Genomic DNA, 14090 nt, shown 5'->3' on the forward strand with positions numbered 1-14090 from the left:
TCGACCGCCTTCGCGCGGGCCACCCGCGCGGCGGTGGGCTTGGATCGCTGCGGAGTGTTCGTCATGACGTGCTGACGTCGTTTTGTGCGCTGGATGAATCCAGGTTGAGTAGCTGGACGAGTTGATCGCGGTGGTTGACGCCGAGTTTGGTGAAGAGTCGATACAGGTGTCCCTCCACCGTGCGTACCGAAATGACCAGCCGGTCGGCGATTTGACGGTTGGACAGGCCGGCCGCGACCAGCAACACGATCTGGCGCTCGCGCCCGCTGAAGGGCAGGGGGCGTGCCGCGGCCTCGAGAGCCGGTGTGCGCAAACCGCACTGGTTGGCCAACGCATGCGCGCGGGTCGACGACTCGACCTGCTTGCGGCGGTCGCCCCGGCGGGCATGCTCGCTGGCCGCCTGAGCCGACGCGTCGGCGGCAAAAGCCGAAGCGCCGAGATCGACGAATTGTTGTGCCGCGGCATCGAGCAGATCGCCGTCGTGTTGCGCCAGACCGCGGGCATATTCGGCGATCGCTTGCGCCGACGGCGAGTTCAGCATTGCGGCGAGCTCGTCTACTCGCGTGGTCTGCGAACGATCGCCGAAACGAGTGGCCGCATGGTATGCCCGCATCTCCGCCACGTGCATCCCGGCGGCCCGCGCGATCTGCGCCGCTTGCAGCGCGTGCGTTTGGGCTCCCATCGTGTCACCGGCGGCTGCCCGCTCCCAAGCCCGCGCGAGCTCGAGCTCCGGCAAGAACACCGCCAAATGCGGACCGTAGGTCTCTTCCGCGTTCCGCAGCGCCGCGGCTGCCGCGCCGGCGTCCCCCCGCATCCCCTCGGCCTGCGCCAGCAGGGCGGCTGCCAACAACAACCAGGGCGACGGAAAGCCTTGCGACAGTTGAGAGATCGAGCGGGAGAGGGTGGCGCACGCCGCGGGCAGCTCACCGCGGGTGACCTGCACGAGCCCGAGCATCGCGTCGACCATGGCCTCCGCTGCGGGAAGTCCGGTCGCCAGCGCGGCGTAGCGCTTATGGATTCGGTCGGCGGCAGGATAGTCGCCGGCGGCGATCGCGACCATGACCTCGGCCAGTCCGATGGAGAAGCGCTGCGCCCCCGCCCTGCAGAGTGTCGTCGCGCGCACGCCGGCATCGGCTATGGCGGCGACTTCGGAAAACCGCCCGGTCGCCATCAAGGCGCCGCATGTCGCGACCGCCGCCCACACCGTCGCAATCGGCACCACATCGGTCTCACAAAGGCCCGGTCCGAGCTCGATCGTCGTCTTTACGTCGCCGCAGAAGAACCCGATCGACACCTCTAGCGCATTGATCAGCTCGAGCCCGCCCTTGGTGACGAGACGCTGTTTCACCTCGGTGAGTACACGCGTCGAGGTTTCGGCGTCACCGCATCCCCATGCCAAGTTGGCGGCGCGCAGGCCGGCCCACCGCGCGATCAACCACTCGTCGTCGCCGTCGGGTTCGGCCTCGATAAGGATGGACTCGGCCTCTTGGCCGCGTCCTTGCCAACTCACCGCCTCGGCAAGCACCAACGCGGCCGGCAGAGCACCGCCACGATCGACCGCGAACCTGGCCAGCTCCTCACCCAGCACCACATCCGACATCGCCAGCGCGTCCGCCGCCGCGGTGACGACAATATCGAGGTCGGGCTCCAAGTCGCTTCGCATCATGAACTGCGCTAACCGGATTCGGCCTCGCGGGTCGGAGACTTGCGAGCGCCGGCCCCCTACCCGCAGGTGCCTTCGAAGCGTTTTCGCCAAGATGCCGTTGAGTTGCCGGGAGCGCACCACCCCGGCGTGCCGGGTCGCCGCCTCACCGAGCATGGGGTGATTCAACCGGGCCAGGGTATGGGATCCGTCGGCAACCAACTGGATCAGGCCACGGCGCTCCAGGTTCGCCATCGCGTCGGCATCGCAGATATCACGCAACACCTCCCACTCCAGCAGATCGGCGGTGGCCAGCAGCTCCACCACCTCCAGCTCCTCTGAACTCAGCGACTGCAACCGGAACTCCAAGGCATCGTGAAGTTCGCGGTCCGCGCGCAACGGCCCCCCGAGTTGCCAGCCGTCCTCGGTGTGAACCAAGGTGCCGCTTTCGCGCCCCGCGGTCAGAAAGCCGCGCAGCAGCAACAGGTTTCCCGCACTACGCTCGAACAACTCGTCGACCAGTCGCGAGTCGACCGGACCGCCCAAAACCGCATTAGCCAACAACGCGGTCTGCTCTCGGCTGAACGGATCGACGTGAACGGTGAGCAACAACCGCTCTTTCAGCAACGCGGTCACCGCATCCAGCACCGGCTCCCCCGACCGGATCGTCACGATCAACCGGGCGCTGCGCCCGGCCGCCAGCTGATTGACCAAGGTGGCCGACAACGGATCGAGCAACTGGGCCTCGTCGACCATCACCACCAGGTTCTTGTCCTGACCCAACGTGTTATGCGCGGCGGCCAGCATGATCGCCGGTTCATGTCCCACCCCCAGGCTCACCGCGCGAGAGAATGCGCCCAGCGGCACAGACCAGCCGGTCTGGGTGCCCAGCGCGAAACGCACCGTCCGCCCGGCCGATTCGACCGTCTTTGCCAGCATCCGCGCCAGCGTCGACTTGCCCACTCCACTGTCGCCGACGAACGCGACCCCGTGGAAATCCCCGTTATTGAGTGCCGCCAGCGACCGCCGGAACTCCACATCGCGCCCCACGATAGGCCACGTAGACCCATTTACCCGTTGCGTCAAATGATGTATCTCCCCACTTCCACCGAGGCCGCCGGAAATGACGTCCAACCTGGTGCCGGACCGGATCTCCGTCTGCCCCGCGCCGGTGCCGGGCTCATCGGCCGGCCTCGACGTCCTGAGCGCGCTACCACTACATGAAGCCTGAACTCGCTACTGCTAGATAAAGTCTGAAAAAGTCGTCCACCGCCGGGGTGCTCCCCGAGTAGCCCGACGGGAGTCGGTCCTCGACTATCGGCAACTCCGACGGCAAGACCGTTTCTGCGGGTCCGGGCCGGTCTACACGGTGACCAACGACCGCGACCAGGCGTTTGCGACTGCCTATCATGTGCGGGAGCGTATGGCCCCTTAAACACGCCTCGTCGGGACTCGTATACAAGTCGAGTGGTGGGTGCGCGGAGATAGAGTGGCGCTCCCTAAGTTTTCATAAGGGACTGATGAACACTCAACCGGCGTGGGGGTGCTCATCGTCCTGATAACCGAGCGATCCGCCGTGAAGGTCCAATAACGAGGCCTGTCCGGACCACTCCTGGCGGGTCAAGCAGATGAGTTGGTCGCGAGTGTTGATACCGAGCTTGGTGAAAAGCCGGTATAGGTGTCCTTCCACCGTGCGCACGGAGATGACCAGCCGGTCGGCGATTTGACGGTTGGACAAGCCGGCCGCGACCAGCGTTACGATCTGTCGCTCACGGGCGCTGAAGGGGAGGGGGTGCGCCGAGGCATTGAGTGCCGGTGTGCGTAATTCGCAACGCCTGGCCAGCGCGTGCGCCCAAGCCGCGGATTCGAATTTCTTGCCGCGGTCGCCTCGGCGGGCATGTTCGCTGGCCGCCTGGGCCGACGCGTCGGCGGCGGACGCCAGCGCGCCGACATCGGCCAATTGATGTGCCGCGGCGTCGAGCTGATCACCGTCGTGTTGCGCCAGGCCGCGGGCATGGTCAGCGATCGCCTCGGCGAATGCGGTGTTCAGGAAACGAGCAATTTGCAGGAGCCGCGGGGCCTGCGAGGTATCGCCGAAGCGCACAGCTGTATGGCGTGCCCGCATCTCCACCGCATGCATCCCGGTGGCTCGCGCGATCTGCGCCGCTTGCAGCGCATGCCCCTGGGCACCCATCGTGTCGCCGGCAACTGCCCGCTCCCAGGCCCGGGCGAGCTCGAGCTCCGGCAAAAACACCGCCACGTGTGGACCGTAAGCTCTTTCCGCAAGCCGCAACGCGGCAGCGGCCGCCGCGCAGTCGCCCCGCGCCGCCTCGGCCTGGGTCTTCAACGCGGCCACCACCAACAACCAAGGTGACGAAAAGCCTTTCGCGAACACCGCAACCGAACTGGTAAACAAGGCGCACGCCGACGGCAGCGCGCCGCGACTCAGTTGCAGGAGCCCGAATATTGCGTCCACCATGGCCTCCGCCGTGCGAAGACCGTCGGCCTGCGCGGCGTAGCGTTGGTAAATTCGCTCGGCCGCGCCGTCATCGCCGGCGGCCGTCGCGGCCATGATCTCGGTCATCCCGATGTTGAATCGATGTGGTCCCAATCCGCACAGCGCCGTCGCACGCACGCCGGCATCAGCTATGCCGCTGACTTCGGAAAAGCGGCCGGCCAGTGCTAGGGCGCCGCATGTCGGGAGAGCCGCCCACACGGTCGCCATCGGCAGCAGATCGGCCGCACACAGGCCCGGCCCAAGATCGAGAGTCGCCTCAACTTCCCCCTGGAAGAAGCCCATGGACATCTCGAGCACGTTGATGAGGTGAAGGCCCAGCTCGGACGCAACACGCTTTTTCACCTCATCGAGTACCCGAGTGGCGGCTTCCACGTCCATGCATCCCCAGAACAGGTTGGCCGCGCGCAGGCAGCCCCACCGCGCGATCAGCCAGTCGTCGTCGCCGTCGGGTTCGGCGTTGATAAGGATGGAATCGGCCTCCTCGCCGCGTCCTTGCCAACTCACCGCCTCGGCAAGCACCAACGCGGCCGGCAGACCACCGTCACGATCAACCGCGAACCTGGCCAGCTCCTCGCCCAGCACCACGTCCGATGTCGCCAGCGCGTCCGCCGCCGCGGTGATGACTACGTCCAGGTCGGGCTCCAAGTCGCTTCGCATCATGAACTGCGCCAACCGGATTCGGCCCGGCGGTCCGGGCAGCCTCAACACCGGGGCCCCCGCCCGCTTGCGCTGATGCTTTTGCAGAGCTCGCGCCAACTTGCCGTTGAGTTGCCGGGAGCGCACCATCCCGGCGTGCCGGGTCGCCGCCTCACCGAGCATGGGGTGATTCAACTGCGCCACGGTGTGGGATCCGTCGGGAATTAACTGGATCAGGCCACGGCGCTCCAGAGCGGCCACCGCGTCGGGATCGCAGATATCACGCAAGACCTCCCACTTCAGCTCCTCGGCGGTGGCCAGCAGCTCCACCACCTCCAGCTCCCCTGGGCTCAGCGACTGCAACCGGAATTCCAAAGCGTCGTGAAGTTCGCGATCTCCGCGCAACGGCCCGCCGAGTTGCCAGCGGTCCTCGGTGTGAACCAAGGCCCCGCTTGCGCGCCCCGCGGTCAGAAAGCTGCGCAGCAGCAACGGTTTTCCCGCACTGCGCTCGAGCAACTCGTCGACCAATTGCGTGTCGACCGGACCGCCCAGAACCGCGCCGGCCAATAATTCAGTCTGCTCGCGGGTGAACGGATCGACGTGGACCGTCAGCAGCAGCCGTTCTTTCAGTAACGCGGTCACCGCATCCAGTACCGGCTCCCCCGACTGGATCGTCACGATCAACCGGGCGCTGTGCCCGGCCACGAGCTGATTGACCAAGGTGGCCGACAGCGGATCGAGCAGGTGGGCGTCATCGACCACCACCACCAGGTTCTTGTCCTGACACAGAGTGTTATGCGCGGCGGCCAGCATGACCGCCGGTTCATGGGCAACGCTGAGGCTCAACGCGCGAGAAAAAGCGCCCAGTGGGACGGCACGACCCGTCTGGGTACCCAGCGCGAAACGCACCGTCCGCCCTGCCGACTCGACCGTCTTTGCCAGCATCCGCGCCAGCGTCGACTTGCCCAACCCGCTGTCGCCGACCAAGGCCGCCCCGTAGAAATCCCCGCTACTGAGCGCCGCCAGCGACCGGCGCAACTCAACATCGCGGCCGACAATCGGCCACGTCGACCCGACTTCCCCCGACACCTGGAAACCCGGGTTTATTCGGAGGGCTTCGGCGCCACGGCTTTTCGGAAAGCCAAGCCCGTACCCATTAATAGCGTCCTACATCGCACGGCCGATGACAGGCCCCGGCGGTGACAGCAACACGACGCCCTTGCAGCCGACAATGATCACGTTTCGGCGGTCGACGCAGCCGGCCGTCTACTGACGGCCGCGCGATCCCGCTTGTTATATACACCGGACTCAACTCCTTCTGCAGTCCAGTAATTGATAACGAACATACCCCGATTTCAACACGACAGCAAATCTTTTTGGACTAACTAGTTTCGACGCCAGCGTCAATTTGTCACTGCTTATACAGGTGTTTCATAGGCTGGCGCGCAAAGCTAGAGGACTTTGTAGCAAATAACAACACACTGGGCGACGCGGCCTAGAATGGCGACGCGACCGACGCCTAAGAAAGCTTCAACCCCGGGGATGGCAATCCCGGGTTAACACCGCTGGCGGTGTCGGCCACCTGTGGATATCGAACCCCGAGTTGCGCCTCGGCATCCGGATCGGGCGCTTCCCCACAACGACGACGAAAGCTCATCATCGATGCCGAACCGCGACTGGAGTTTGCTGAGCATTTTCGATTTTTGACGCCAACCTGGCGCAATTCGCCGCGCGTCGCTTCGCCAATTCCGAAGGCGCGCGGGCGCAGGATGAAAAGCGTTAGCTATCCGCGGGTTTTCCCCGCAAATGCGATTCCGGCGCGGTCGCAGGTCTCCCTTATCGCTCACCAGCAAAGCCGAGCCCCGAGACGTAGACAGAACGTCGAACACGTTCCCGTCGACAGCGCCAATCGTGAAACGACTCAGGGAGCTGGCAGACCCCATCGCGAACCGTACACAGCAGTACACGCCACGCATTCAACCGTACACTGGTGAAAATGTAAACTGGACAGGCTGCTACCTGTGCGCAGCGGCGGTGCGGCGCTCCACCACTCCACAAATACTCGGCAGATTGCCGAGGTCACCGCAGTTCTGCGGGAGTATGAGTAAATGGGGCGCGGGGTAAGAAAACGCGACCGGGACTGTAACCTGGGTACACAGAGTGAGCGTCTGCATGAAACGAGAGTGCATTGGGAGCCGACGGAGTACTGGCCAAAGAATCGGAAGACGGCGAGCTGGCGACCCGCCTGAACAAGCTCTTCGGGCTGATGCGCAAGGCGGGAATGCCTCCGCTCTCCAACGCCGCGGCCGCGGCGGCGATCACCGATAAGACGGGCGTCCCGATCAGTCCGGCCTATCTTTGGCAGCTCAGAAGCGGTGTGAAGACGAACCCCACCGTCACGCATCTGCGGGCGATTGCCGATTTCTTCGGTGTGCCGCCTTCGTATCTGATAGACCGTGGCACCGACCCGGCGATCGACGCGCAACTGAATCTTCTGCAGGCATTACGCGATCACGGGGTGCGTGACCTGGCGGCGCGTGCAGCCGGGTTGACTCCGCAGGCCCTGAACAGCCTGGCGGCGATTGTCGATCACCTTCGCGAGCTCGAACAGTTGCCCCCGATTTCCGCCCAGGGGGGTGACGACGTTTATGGCGGCACCAAACACTGACATCCTCGCGCTGACACGCAAGCTCCCGATCCCGGTGCCGTGGGACCGGAACGCCTTCATCGAGAACCTGGGCCAAATGCGCGGGCGGGCCATCAGGCTGGTCCCAACGGACACCGCGGCGCTGGCGGAAAGCCCGTGCGGACTCTGGCTGGCCTGCGATGACGAAGACCTGATCCTGCATGAGATCGGCACCACCGACTACCACATCGATCAGATCGTCGGCCACGAGATCGGGCATATCTTGCTCGGACATGGCCGGAGCCGCGGCCACAGCTTCGACGAGGCACCCGAGTACAGGGTGTGCCGCCAGGCGTTGCCCGACCTTGATCCTGAAACCGTTCGTGCGGTCCTGGGGCGCAGCGACTACGCAAGTGATCAGGAACGCGACGCCGAGATGTTCGCCTCCCTGCTTATGATCGCCGCCGGTGAAGCCGCCGAACGTCACTCCATGATGCGTAGCGCCTTCTTCCGCCGCACGTGACGTCGACCATCCCGGGTGTCGTCGCGTGGCCCGTGATCACGATCATGGTGATCCTTCTTGCGGCGCGATTCCGGTGGTGTAGGGCGAACCTCTACCAGACGTACTTGAACAGTGTGATGGCATGGCTGCTGCTGGCCCAGATCTTGCGTGAGCACCGGGTAGAAGCGGCGTTGTCCAGAAGCGCGCTCATGACCGTCACCACGGCCCAGCAATTGTCTTGCGTTGCAATGATGTTGGCGTGCGCCGAATTCATCGGATTCACCATGCTGTGGAACCGGATCTCACCGGAGGAAACGCGCCGCAGTCACCGCTGGTACCGCCTGGCCGCCGTCGCGTTGTCGGTGGCATTCCTGGCCGCGGGCACCCGTGCTCGCGTCGCGGGGCAGACGTTCGAGGCCTCCGGCGGCTGGGACGCGGTACTGGCGTTGAGCCTGTACCTGACCATCATTGTCATCTTGGTGGTGCGCTTGCTGTGGATGTTCGGCTCCGAGCTGTTGAGGGCCACCGAGCGTGGCGAGATGCTGCTGGCCGCCGCCGGGGTACTTGCGGTTGCCGTGACGGGCGCGGCCTGCTCGGAGGCGTTGGTCTTGGCGGTGAGCGACCAACTCGGCTGGACCCACACGGTGAAATTCCGGCACCGGGTGCATGGGTCGGAGTTCCTGTGGATGGCCGTCATCGTCTACCTCTTCGGGGCGGTTTCGCTCGCGGTGCGACTGCATTCGTATCTCGGCCTGGATCGCGTCAGCCGCGCCTGGAAGAATCTGCAGCCACTGCGGTTCAGCATGATGGTTGTCGTGCCGGAAAGCAGGTTCACCATCGAGCACGCGGACCGGCGATTTCAAAAGACCACTCTGCAGCTGCACCAAACCGTCATCGAAATCCGCGACGGGATCCTGCAACTGCGCCACTACGTACGTGATGCGCCACCGGACGCGCTGGCCCAGTTCCTGCAGGCGTACGCCGTGCCGGCCGACGAACGCGGCTCCGCGACCGACGCGTTCGAGCTGGCACATGCCGTCAGGGCCAAAGCCGAGGGCGTCCGACCCCAGACACCCGACCGGGCTTTGGTCGTGCGCTCCCGATCGACAAGCCTCTACGAGGAGGCCGCAGATCTGCTGGCACTGGCGAAATGGTGGGCACCCGCCCTGGCGGCCACCGACTTAAACCGGGTAACCTCTGATGGACCCGGCATGGGAACGAGCCTGCCGGCATAACGGGGAAGACGTACCGCCGCGGTGGTTACAGGGCCACGCCCAGTAGCGCGTCGATGGCAGCCGCCACCAGCTGGGGCGCCTCGGTGTCGTGGCCACCGTATTCCAGCGCATCGGTGGTCCAACCATCAAGTGCGGCAATCGCTTTGGGAGTATTCAAGTCATCGGCCAGGTATTGGCGCACCCGGGCGATCACATCGGCGGCGTCTGGGCCGGCCGGCGGCGCGGTCGCGCGGCGCCAGCGCTGCAGCCGGGCGAAGGCCTCCTCGAGGACTTGCTCGCTCCAATAGCGGTCCCCGCGGTAGTGCCCGGCCAGCAGACCCAGCCGGATGGCCGCCGGTTCGACGCCCCGGGCGCGCAGCTGCGACACCAGCACCAGGTTGCCGCGGCTCTTCGACATCTTGTGCCCGTCCCAGCCGATCATCCCGGCGTGTACGTAGTGGCGGGCGAATCTCCGCTCGCCGCGCACACATTCGGCGTGCGCTGCGGTGAATTCGTGATGCGGGAAGATCAGGTCGCTGCCGCCGCCCTGGATGTCCAGGCCGCTGCCGATGCGGCTGAGCGCGATCGCCGCGCACTCGACGTGCCAGCCCGGCCGGCCGGGGCCGAACGGCGACGGCCAGCTGGGCTCCCCCGGCCGCGCGGCACGCCACAGCAGGGCGTCGAGCTCGTCGGTCTTGCCGGCCCGTTGCGGATCGCCGCCGCGCTCGGCGAACAGCCGAAGCATGGTCTCGCGGTCGTAGCCGGATTCGTAGCCGAACTGCGGGGTCGCGTCGGCACGGTAATAGATGTCCGGGTATTCGCCGTCGATAACGTAGGCCGCCCCGGACGCCAGCATCTTCTCGACGAGTTCGACGACCTCTGCGATCGCCTCGGTCGCCCCGACGTAATCGCGTGGCGCCAGGATGCGCAGCGCAGCCATGTCTCCTCGGTACAGCGACACCTCACGCTCGGCCAAGTCCCGCCAGTCGATGCCGTCGCGCTCGGCGCGCTCCAACAGCGGATCGTCGACGTCGGTGATGTTCTGGACGTAGTGGACGTCGTGACCGAGATCCAGCCATTGCCGGTAGATCAGGTCGAACGCCAGATAGGTTGCCGCGTGGCCCAGGTGGGTCGCGTCGTACGGCGTGATGCCGCAGACATACATCGTGGCGGCCGAGCCGGCCGCCACGGGACGCACCTGCCGGTCGGACGTGTCATACAGCCGAAGCTCCGGACCGCGTCCCGGCAACACGGGAACCTGTGGGGAAGGCCACGACTGCATGCCAATCAGCCTAGGCGCGCCTGCGATCCGCCTCGGAATGACCCGCCCCGACCGCCGACCCGGCCCCACTGGCCGAACTGGCGCGGCCAAACTCGCGACGCCGACTCGGCCGTCAGCCTCGATCGCCGCGGATGGCGCCCAGCAGGATCGGCGCCAGCTCGGCGCGGCACATCACGAAGTCGGGCAGATACGGGTCGAGTTGGTTGTAGCGCATCGGTGATCCGTCCAGCCGCGACGCATGCATGCCGGCGGCCATCACCACCCCGGCCGGGGCCGCCGAGTCCCACTCCCACTGCCCGCCCGCGTGCACGTAGGCGTCGACGTGCCCGTCGATGATGGCCATCGCCTTCGCGCCGGCCGAGCCGATCGCGACGGGCTGGATGGGCAGCGTCTGCCGCATCCGGTGCAGCACCGCGGGGGGCCGGGTGGCGCTGACGGCGATGCGGATGGTGTCGGTGACACCGACGCGCGCGGCGTCGGCCGTCACGGTGTCGCTGCGGTAAACGATATTGCCGCGGGCCGGCAACGACACCGCCGCGTCGGTGATTTCGCGCCGGCCGTTGCTGGAGTCGCCGCTGGGGTCGCCGGTGGGACGCTGCCACAGCGCGATGTGCACCGCCCAGTCGTCGCGGCCCGGTGTGGAGAACTCCCGGGTGCCGTCCAGCGGATCGATGATCCAGACACGGTCGTGCTGAAGCCGGGACAGGTCGTCGTAGGCCTCCTCGCTGAGTACCGCGTCGTCGGGCCGCTCGGCCTGCAGGCGCCGCAGGATCAGCGCGTTCGCCAGGCTGTCGCCCGCGTCGCCCAGCGCCCAGGGATACCCGAAGCCGACTTCGTCGCGGACCTTCAGCAGCAGCTCCCCCGCCTCGGCGGCGAGATCGGCGGCCAGGGCGGCATCGGACGTCTCGTCGGCGGCAGGGTTCACCGCTTCAGTATCGCCGACGGCATGCCCACTCCCGGCCCCGCCTTCACCGTTGGCGGTGCACCCAGCGTCCGGCGGCGCCGCGCCTGCGATCGCCGCTAGAAAGCGGCCATCTAGAAAGCCGGCCCCCTAGAACGCCGGCCAGGGAATGGGGCGGTGCCGGTTGGGTCCGGGCATGACCGGGTTGTCCAGCAGCGCGTGTGCGCGCCTGCGCAGCGCGCCGATCTCGGCCCGGGTGATCTGTTCGGCCAGTTCCTCGCCGAACTGATCGTCGAGCGCCTCCGTCAGGCCGGCGACGGCGTCCAGGGTGTGGTCGTCGATGGGTTTGCCGGCCCACCCCCACAGCACCGTGCGCAGTTTGTCCTCGACGTGCAGGCACACGCCGTGGTCGACCCCGAAGATGTGGCCGTCGAGGTCGCGCAGCACGTGGCCGCCCTTGCGGTCGGCGTTGTTGACCAACACGTCGAACACCGCCATCCGCCACAAGCGAATGTCGTCGGCGTGCATCAGGACGACCTCGTCGCCGGCGTAATCGAGGGCGCGCAGCACCGGCAGATAGCCCGGCTGCTTGCTGCCGGCGGGAAACAGGTCAACCAGATCCGGCCCCGGCCGCGGCTCGGTGTCCATCGCGTCGCCGGGTTGCTGCACCCACTGCTGCAACATGCCCGGACCCGCCGGCCCGTGCCGAATGATCGTGTACGGCACGATGTTCCAGCCCAACTTCGCCGACACCAGGTAGGCGGCCCGTTCGCGGCCGGCCAGCGTCCCGTCCGGGAAGTCCCACAACGGCGCCTCACCGGCGATCGGCTTGTAGACGCAGTGCACGCTGGACTCGCCGAGCGTCGATTCGCAGAGGAAGGTGCCGTTGCTGGCCGAGCGGATCCGTCCGATGACCGTCAGCTCGCCGTTGCGCAACACCTCACGGTCGTCAGACCTCGGGGTCATCGTCAGGCCCGAGCAGCGCACTGCGCCGATATCCGTTGGCGCGCGCGCAGATATGGCCCTCCGGTTCCAGCGGTTCGTCGCACAGCGGACACGGCGGACGCCCTGCGGAGATGACGCGATTGGAGCGGGTGGCGAACTGACGCGCCGATTCCGGCGTCAGGAACACCCGCACCGCGTCGGGACCCTCTTCGGTGTCGTCGAGCACCACCGACGCGTCGAACTCGGCGTCGGTCACCGCCAGCAGCTCCACCACGACGGTCTGCGCCTCCGAATCCCAGCCCAGGCCCATGGTCCCGACCCGGAACTCGGCATCCACGGGGGTGACCAACGGGCTGAGGTCCTCGATCTCGGCGGGCTCCGGCGGGACGGGCGTGCCGAACCTGCGGTTCACCTCGAGCAGCAGCGCACCGATGCGTTCGGCGAGGACCGCCACCTGCTGCTTCTCCAATATCACCGACACCACTCGGGCGTCGTGCACAGCCTGGATGTAGAACGTGCGATTTCCGGGCTGGCCAACGGTCCCGGCCACGAAGCGGTCGGGTGTGCGGAAGACATGAATTGCGCGGGCCATGGCACTTCCAAAATACCGGGTGTTGCCGTCGCCGTGCGATCCGATGGAGGTAGCCGCGGAATCAATCCGTGGAACCGCCGACCACCGCGTCGCTGGACGGCACTGCCGCGGCCGATTCCTGCGGCCCTCCGTTGGACGTGGGATCGGTTTCCGGCTTTGCCTCGTCCTTTTTTGCCTCGTCCTTCGCCGGCGGCCCGGCCCGCAGCGCGGCGGACAGCCGCGCGCCGGTGTGGTTGACATGCAACACGAACGGGCGCAGTTCGGTGTAACGGATCACACTCACCGAAGCCGGATCGGCGGTGACGCGCTGGAAGCCGTCCAGGTGTATGCCGTACGCGTCGGCGATGACCGCCTTGATGACATCACCGTGAGTGCAGGCGACCCACAGCACGTCGCCGCCGTGCTCTCCCCCGGCTTCCAGAGCCAGCCGGCGGTCGTGCTCGCGCACGGCGGCCACCGCCCGCGCCTGCACCTGCGCCAGGCCCTCGCCGCCGGGGAACACTGCCGCGCTGGGATGGGCCTGAACCACCTTCCACAACGGCTCGCTGACCAACTCACCGAGTTTGCGGCCCGTCCATTCGCCGTAGTCCACCTCGGCGAGCCGATCGTCGACGAGCGGGGTGAGGCAGAGCGCGTCGGCCAGCGGCTCGAGGGTGCGCCGGCAGCGCAGCAGTGGCGAGCTGACCAGCGCCCGGATCGGCAGATCACCGATCCGATCGATCAGGCCGGCGGATTGTTCGCTGCCCTTGTCATCGAGGTCGACGCCCTCGGAGCGACCGGCGAGAACGCCCGCGGTGTTCGAACTCGAGCGGCCGTGCCGTAACAGGATGACGGTCATATCGACCACGACGGTACCCGGTGGACGGGTCCGCGAATGATCAGCGCGGAACGGGTACCGCGTGCGCCACGGAGTCGCGCACCGCAGCGGTCAGGCTGCGCTCGTCGGTGAGGTCGATGTCGACCAGGCTGCGGACGGCCGTGGCGACCACCTCGTCGGCCTGCGGAACGGGCCCGGCCAGGCGCGGCCGGTAAACCTCGACGACAAGGGATCGGTTCTCGATGTGGAATGAAAAACTCCGCCCGTCACCGACTTGCCCGTACCCGCTAGCGGAAATGCCTGTCGACATGTCCTCGACAGCAAACTCTTTCTGCGCCGTATGACGGTCAGCGGTGACGGCCATGAGCCGACCATACCTCGCCGGTAGGGTTGGACGCAGGCGGCATGGCCCTAG

Annotated in this window: 11 protein-coding genes; 3 read left to right on the forward strand and 8 right to left on the reverse strand. The window is 66.6% G+C overall.

What is annotated here, in order from left to right; translation table 11 throughout:
* Nucleotides 1-61: 61 nt before the first annotated feature.
* A complete protein-coding gene (locus G6N50_RS07870; RefSeq protein WP_083097791.1) occupies nucleotides 62-2680 on the reverse strand; it encodes a LuxR C-terminal-related transcriptional regulator in 2619 nt (872 codons plus the stop codon).
* 490 nt (nucleotides 2681-3170) lie between these two features.
* On the reverse strand, nucleotides 3171-5834 hold the full coding sequence (locus tag G6N50_RS07875; protein WP_083097789.1) for a helix-turn-helix transcriptional regulator: 2664 nt from the start codon (nucleotides 5832-5834) through the stop codon (nucleotides 3171-3173).
* A gap of 1150 nt (nucleotides 5835-6984) precedes the next feature.
* Between G6N50_RS07875 and G6N50_RS07880 the strand changes: the two genes are divergently transcribed.
* Genes G6N50_RS07880 through G6N50_RS07890 form a run of 3 tightly spaced genes read left to right on the forward strand, consistent with a single transcriptional unit; the run spans nucleotide 6985 to nucleotide 9159 of the window.
* Nucleotides 6985-7464 (forward strand): helix-turn-helix domain-containing protein, encoded by a 480-nt coding sequence (locus G6N50_RS07880; protein ID WP_083097756.1) that lies wholly within the window; start codon nucleotides 6985-6987, stop codon nucleotides 7462-7464.
* Complete coding sequence (locus tag G6N50_RS07885; RefSeq protein ID WP_232068908.1) at nucleotides 7379-7945, forward strand: hypothetical protein; 567 nt, start codon at nucleotides 7379-7381, stop codon at nucleotides 7943-7945. Before G6N50_RS07880 ends, G6N50_RS07885 begins: the two co-directional genes overlap by 86 nt.
* Entirely contained in the window at nucleotides 7942-9159 is a 1218-nt protein-coding gene (locus G6N50_RS07890; RefSeq protein WP_083097753.1) for a DUF6545 domain-containing protein, read from the forward strand. The genes G6N50_RS07885 and G6N50_RS07890 overlap by 4 nt, the downstream gene beginning before the upstream one ends.
* A gap of 25 nt (nucleotides 9160-9184) precedes the next feature.
* On the opposite strand, the gene mshC is transcribed toward G6N50_RS07890, so the two are convergent.
* The 6 genes from mshC to G6N50_RS07920 form a co-directional block, all read right to left on the reverse strand.
* Entirely contained in the window at nucleotides 9185-10420 is a 1236-nt protein-coding gene (gene mshC / locus G6N50_RS07895; RefSeq protein WP_083097751.1) for a cysteine--1-D-myo-inosityl 2-amino-2-deoxy-alpha-D-glucopyranoside ligase, read from the reverse strand.
* 112 nt (nucleotides 10421-10532) lie between these two features.
* The gene (locus G6N50_RS07900) at nucleotides 10533-11345 is read right to left on the reverse strand and encodes a 3'(2'),5'-bisphosphate nucleotidase CysQ (RefSeq protein ID WP_067828055.1); all 813 of its coding nucleotides are present in this window, start codon (nucleotides 11343-11345) and stop codon (nucleotides 10533-10535) included.
* Between the two features lie 126 nt (nucleotides 11346-11471).
* Nucleotides 11472-12287 (reverse strand): SCO1664 family protein, encoded by an 816-nt coding sequence (locus G6N50_RS07905; protein WP_083097749.1) that lies wholly within the window; start codon nucleotides 12285-12287, stop codon nucleotides 11472-11474.
* Nucleotides 12271-12858, reverse strand: a complete 588-nt coding sequence (locus G6N50_RS07910; RefSeq protein ID WP_083097747.1) for a DUF3090 domain-containing protein — start codon at nucleotides 12856-12858, stop codon at nucleotides 12271-12273. The genes G6N50_RS07905 and G6N50_RS07910 overlap by 17 nt, the downstream gene beginning before the upstream one ends.
* 61 nt (nucleotides 12859-12919) lie before the next feature.
* Complete coding sequence (locus G6N50_RS07915) at nucleotides 12920-13696, reverse strand: histidine phosphatase family protein (protein WP_083097745.1); 777 nt, start codon at nucleotides 13694-13696, stop codon at nucleotides 12920-12922.
* A 40-nt stretch (nucleotides 13697-13736) separates the two neighbouring features.
* Entirely contained in the window at nucleotides 13737-14039 is a 303-nt protein-coding gene (locus tag G6N50_RS07920) for a hypothetical protein (RefSeq protein ID WP_083097743.1), read from the reverse strand.
* Nucleotides 14040-14090: the final 51 nt, after the last annotated feature.

This window comes from Mycobacterium mantenii (genome assembly GCF_010731775.1).
Classification (GTDB): domain Bacteria; phylum Actinomycetota; class Actinomycetes; order Mycobacteriales; family Mycobacteriaceae; genus Mycobacterium; species Mycobacterium mantenii.

Coding starts and splice junctions, on each gene's coding strand:
- mshC (WP_083097751.1), bottom strand. CDS start 10,420: ATGCAGTCGTGGCCTTCCCCACAGGTTCCCGTGTTGCCGGGACGCGGT.
- G6N50_RS07905 (WP_083097749.1), bottom strand. CDS start 12,287: ATGACCCCGAGGTCTGACGACCGTGAGGTGTTGCGCAACGGCGAGCTG.
- G6N50_RS07910 (WP_083097747.1), bottom strand. CDS start 12,858: ATGGCCCGCGCAATTCATGTCTTCCGCACACCCGACCGCTTCGTGGCC.
- G6N50_RS07915 (WP_083097745.1), bottom strand. CDS start 13,696: ATGACCGTCATCCTGTTACGGCACGGCCGCTCGAGTTCGAACACCGCG.
- G6N50_RS07920 (WP_083097743.1), bottom strand. CDS start 14,039: ATGGCCGTCACCGCTGACCGTCATACGGCGCAGAAAGAGTTTGCTGTC.